6 protein-coding genes are annotated in these 4897 nt (G+C 78.6%); all 6 read left to right on the top strand.

From position 1 onward, the window contains the following. Positions 1–114 precede the first annotated feature (114 nt). Genes ssd through ACIQOV_RS27600 form a run of 6 tightly spaced genes read left to right on the top strand, consistent with a single transcriptional unit; the run spans position 115 to position 4854 of the window. Positions 115–1239: a septum site-determining protein Ssd gene (ssd, locus tag ACIQOV_RS27625; RefSeq protein WP_401053033.1), complete on the top strand. Its 1125-nt coding sequence runs from the start codon at positions 115–117 to the stop codon at positions 1237–1239. After that, the gene (locus tag ACIQOV_RS27620; RefSeq protein ID WP_401053031.1) at positions 1239–2576 is read left to right on the top strand and encodes a TadA family conjugal transfer-associated ATPase; all 1338 of its coding nucleotides are present in this window, start codon (positions 1239–1241) and stop codon (positions 2574–2576) included. Before ssd ends, ACIQOV_RS27620 begins: the two co-directional genes overlap by 1 nt. Then, a complete protein-coding gene (locus ACIQOV_RS27615) occupies positions 2573–2725 on the top strand; it encodes a hypothetical protein (RefSeq protein WP_401053029.1) in 153 nt (50 codons plus the stop codon). The genes ACIQOV_RS27620 and ACIQOV_RS27615 overlap by 4 nt, the downstream gene beginning before the upstream one ends. A 5-nt stretch (positions 2726–2730) precedes the next feature. Continuing rightward, positions 2731–3756, top strand: a complete 1026-nt coding sequence (locus ACIQOV_RS27610) for a type II secretion system F family protein (protein ID WP_401053027.1) — start codon at positions 2731–2733, stop codon at positions 3754–3756. After that, positions 3756–4529, top strand: coding sequence for a type II secretion protein F (locus tag ACIQOV_RS27605; protein ID WP_401053025.1), 774 nt, complete (start codon positions 3756–3758; stop codon positions 4527–4529). The genes ACIQOV_RS27610 and ACIQOV_RS27605 overlap by 1 nt, the downstream gene beginning before the upstream one ends. Positions 4530–4581: 52 nt before the next feature. Beyond that, positions 4582–4854, top strand: a complete 273-nt coding sequence (locus ACIQOV_RS27600; RefSeq protein WP_401053023.1) for a DUF4244 domain-containing protein — start codon at positions 4582–4584, stop codon at positions 4852–4854. Positions 4855–4897 lie beyond the last annotated feature (43 nt).

Here is a 4897-nt window from a genome sequence, read left to right as displayed (position 1 = left end):
CTGTTCCCCCCCCCCCCGCTTGGCGTTGGGGGTGGGGGGGGGGGCGGCCCGCGGCACCCGGCCGGGGGGCCCCGCCGCCCCCGGGGGGGGCGGGCGCCGCGGAGGGGAGAATCCATGTCGACGCCGATCGCCGACCACATCACCGCCGAGGGCCCCGCGGTCGCCGGGCCGCTCGTCGTCACCGAGGACGACGGCCTGGCCGAGCACCTGCTGCGGATCTGCGCGGCGGCGGGCACCGAGCCGAGGCTGGTCCGGGGCGCGCCGCCGACGCGGGAGCTCTGGGAAGGGGCCTCGCTGGTCCTGGTCGGGGACGACCAGGCCGTCCGCTGCTCCGGGCTGGGGCGGCGCGGCGGGGTGCTGCTGCTCGGGCTGGACCTGGACGACCCCGGGGTGTGGGTCAGAGCCGTCCAACTCGGGGCCGAGCACGTGCTGTTCCTGCCCGACGCCGAGGCCTGGCTGCTCGACCGGATCGCCGACGCGGCCGAGGGCGTCGGCTGCCCGGCGGTCACCGTCGCGGTGCTCGGCGGGTCCGGCGGGGCCGGAGCCTCGACCCTGGCCTGCGCGCTGGCGGTCGCGGCCGCGCGGGCGGGCCGGCGGACGATGCTGCTGGACGGCGATCCGCTGGGCGGGGGCCTGGACATCCTGCTCGGCGGCGAGCGGGTCAGCGGGCTGCGCTGGCCCGATCTGGCCGGCTCCCGCGGGCGGGTCAGCGGGGCCGAGCTGGCCCGGGCACTGCCGGCGCTCAAACGGCTCTCCGCGCTGTCCTGCCTGTCCTGGGACCGCGGCGACACCCTGACGGTGCCGCCGGAGGCCATGCGCAGCGTGCTGGCCGCCTCCAGACGGCGCGGCGGGCTGGTGGTGGTCGACGTGCCCCGCCACCTCGACGCGGCCGCCGGGCAGGCGCTGGAGCAGTCCGACCTGGCGCTGCTGGTGGTGTCGGCCGAGCTGCGCGCGGTGGCCGCCGCCGACCGGGTCGCGGCGGCGGCCCGGATGAGGCTCGGGGACGTCCGGGCCGTGGTGCGCCCGGCACGGGCCGGCGGGCTCCCGGCCCGGCAGATCGTCCGCGGGCTGCGGTTGCCGCTGGCGGGAGAGCTGGAGCCGGAGCCGGGCCTGGCCCAGGACATCGTGAAGGGCGTCCCGCCCGGGAGCCGGGAGAGCGGCCCGCTCGCGCGCTTCTGCGCGAGCTTCCTGAACGAGGTGCTGCCGCCGGTGCCGGCGGTCGGAGGAGGTGTGTACTGATGGTCCGTCTGCGCAGAACGGTCCTCCGGACCGGCTCGCCCGAACCGGGCGGCGGTGCGCGGGAGCACCGGCCGCTGCGGAGCGTGCCGCCGCCCGGCGGGCCGCCCGAGCCCGCGCACGAGCCCTGCCCGTACGGCCGGACGGCCCGCGAGCAGCGCACGGCGGCGCTGGTGGACGCGGTCCGGCTGCGGCTGGCCGAGTCGGGGGCCGCCCCGACGGCCGGCTCGGTCGCCGCCGCGCTGCGGGCCACCCGCCCGCCGCTCGGCGGGGACGAGGTCCTGGACACCGTGCGCTCGCTGCGCGCCGAACTGGTGGGTGCGGGCCCGCTGGACCGGCTGCTGGCGGCGCCCGACGTCACGGACGTCCTGGTGAACGGTCCGGAGGAGGTGTGGGTCGACCGTGGCGGCGGCCTGCGGCGAGCCGACGGAGTCCGCTTCGCCGACGCCGCGGCGGTGCGGCGGCTGGCCCACCGGCTGGCCACCGCGGCCGGCCGGAGGCTGGACGACGCCCGCCCGTGGGTGGACGCCCGACTGCCGGACGGCACCCGGCTGCACGCCGTGCTGCCGCCGATCGCGGCCGGCTGCACCCACATCTCGCTGCGGGTCTGCCGCCCCCGGCCCTTCACGCTCGACGAGTTGGTGGCGGGCGGGTCGCTGCCACCGGAAGGCGCGCAGCTGCTGGCGGGCATCGTGCGGGCCAGGCTGTCGCTGCTGGTGTCCGGTGGGACGGGCTCCGGCAAGACCACGCTCCTGTCGGCCCTGCTCGGCCTGGTCGGGCCGGACGAGCGGATCGTGGTCGCCGAGGACTCCGCCGAGCTGCAGCCGGCCCACCCGCACGTGGTCCGCCTGCAGAGCCGGCCGCCCAACCAGGAGGGACTCGGCGAGTTCACCCTGCGGGACCTCGTTCGCCAGGCGCTGCGGATGCGCCCGGACCGGCTGGTGATCGGCGAGGTCCGCGGCGCCGAGGTGTCGGACCTGCTGGCCGCGCTGAACACCGGGCACGAGGGCGGCTGCGGCACGGTCCACGCCAACACGGCGGCGGACGTGCCGGTCCGACTGGAGGCCCTGGGCTCGCTCGCCGGTCTCGACCGGCCGGCGCTGCACAGCCAACTGCGGGCCGCGCTCGACGTGGTGGTGCACCTGGTCCGCGACCCGGGCTCGGGGCGGCGCCGGGTGGCGGAGATCCACACGCTGACCGGAGCCGGTGACGGGTCGGCCGTGACCATGCCCGCGGTGGCCTTCCCGGCGTCCGGCGGCCTGCGTCCCGGTGCGGGTTGGGAGCGGCTGATCGGACTGCTGGCGGCACGCGGGGTGTCGCTCGGGTCGGGGCAGCCGTGATCGCGGTGACGGTGACGGTGGCCGGGTCGGCGAGTGCGGACGCGCGGGCGGTGGAACTCGCCTTCGCCCTGCTGCTGAGCGGGTGCGCCGTGGGCGCCCTGCTGCTGCTCGGCGCTGCGGGGCGCAAGGACCGAGGAGGACGGAGGTGAACAATGTGACGCAGAGTCAGCCTGCCTTCTGCTGGGCCGCAGTGCTGTGCCTGGTGGCCGTCGCGGCGTGGCGTGCGGTGCAGGAGCAGTTGCCGGGCGGGCGGCGCTCCAGGCTGGTGCTGGCGGGCAGCGGGCCGCCGGTGCTGCGGGTGGGCCCGGAGACGGTGGTGCGGGCCCGGGGTCGGCTGCCGGGGTTCCTGGCACCCGAACTGCTGCTCCTGCCGGCGGGACTGGCCGCCGGGCAGGCCACCGCCTCGCCGGTGCCGGTGCTCGCGGCGGCCCTGGCCGTCCTGCCGCTGCGCAGGTGGCGGTCGCGCAGGCGCCTGGCGGCGGAGGCCCGGCACCGGGCCGCGGCCGTCGTGGAGCTCTGCTCCGGCCTGGCGGGGGAGTTGCGCGGCGGGGCGACGCCGGAGCAGGCGCTGCACCTGGTGACCGCGCGGCTCGCCGCCGACCCGGCGGGGCTGCGCGGGCTCGGCGAGGAGCCGGTGGCCCGGCTGGCCGCGGGCCGCTACGGCGGGGACGTGCCCGCCGCGCTGCACCTGCTGGCCGAACTGCCGGGCGGCAGTGGGGCCGCGGCCATCGCGGCCTGCTGGCGGGTGGCCGCGGACAGCGGGTCGGGGCTCGCCGCCGCGCTGGACCGGGTCGCCGAGGCGCTGCGCGGCGAGCGGGCGCTGGCGGAGGAGATCGCCGGGGAACTGGCCGGGCCGCGCGCGACGATCGCCGTCCTGGCCGCGCTGCCGGGCATCGGGCTGCTCCTCGGCGCGGCGCTCGGGGCCCACCCGTTGGAGGTCCTGCTGCACACCCCGGCCGGGCTGGGCTGCCTCGTGGCGGGGGCGGTCCTGGAGGGCCTGGGCGTGTTCTGGACGGCACGCATCGTCCGGGCGGCGGCCCACGGCGCGCTGGAGGCTTCTCCGGGGCGGCGCGAGCGAATTCGAGCCTCCGGCCGTACGGCGCCCGGCCCTCGGGCGAGCGGGCGGGTCTGCGGGCTGTCGCGGGTGCGCGCACGGGCGCTCGGGGCGGTGGCGAGGTGATGCGGGGCATCGAGTGGGTCGCGCTCGCCCTCCCGGTGGGCGGGGCGGCCCTGGGGTGGACGCCGGTGCGTGGCCGGGTGAGGCGCCGACGGGTGCTCGCCCGGGCCCGGGGCGGAAAGGGGACGGCAAGGCGAACCGGGCTGACGGCCACGGATGTTGGGCGCCGACGCCGGGCGGTCACAGCGGCCGTCGCCGGGCTCGCGGCGGCGGTGCTGCTCGGTGGTGGCACCGGACTGGCCGTCGGGGTGCTGCTGGCGGTGGGCGTTCACCGGTGGTCGGCCCGGGCGCGGTCGCCGGTCGACCGCCGGGAGGCCCGTGACGAAGAACTGCTGACCAGGCAACTCCCGCTGAGCGCCGAGCTGTTGGCGGCCTGCTTCGGGTCGGCGGCGCTGCCCTCGGAAGCCGTGTCGGCGGTGGGCCGGAGTGTGGGTGCGCCGCTGGGGCCCCGGCTGGTGGCGATCGGGGCCGAACTGGCCCTGGGCGCGCCGCCGGAGCTGTGCTGGAGCCGACTGGGCGAGCAGCACCCGCCGCTGGCGCCGCTGGCGCGCTGCCTGGAGCGCAGCAGCCTCGGCGGCGTCCCCGCCGCGGGCCCGCTGATCGGGCTGGCCCAGGGGCAGCGCACGGCGGCTGCCCGCGCGGCCCACGCCCGGGTCCGCCGGGCGGCGGTGCTCGCCACCGCGCCGCTGGGGCTCTGCTTCCTCCCGGCCTTCGTCCTGATCGGCGTGGTGCCGGTGGTCGTCGGCCTCACCAGCCGCTTCGCGCAGGCGATGTGAACAAGAGCCGGATGCACGGACATCGACGGACGACGAACGACAGGAGGATCTCATGACCGCAGTGATCGCGATCGGGACCGGTACCGGGCGGTCGCTCCGCCCGCTGACCGGGGCGTGGCGGCGGAAGAGCCGTCGGGCAGCCTGCCGGGTGCGCAGGGTGGCCCGGCTCCGGGGCCGCTCGGACGCCGGGATGACCACGGCCGAGTACGCCGTCGGGACGCTGGGCGCGTGCGCCCTCGCGGCCGGGTTGTACAAGGTGGTGACCAGCGAAGCCATCACGGGTGCGTTGACCGACATGCTGGTGCGGGCGCTCCATGCCACCTAGGACGGGCCGTCGAACTCCTGCCTGCCGGCCGGCAGGGGCCGGG

This window comes from Kitasatospora sp. NPDC091257 (assembly GCF_044757675.1).
Lineage (GTDB): Bacteria > Actinomycetota > Actinomycetes > Streptomycetales > Streptomycetaceae > Kitasatospora > Kitasatospora lactacystinica.
The sequence above is the reverse complement of the archived record's forward strand: the minus strand, read 5'-3'. Positions and strand labels throughout refer to the sequence as shown.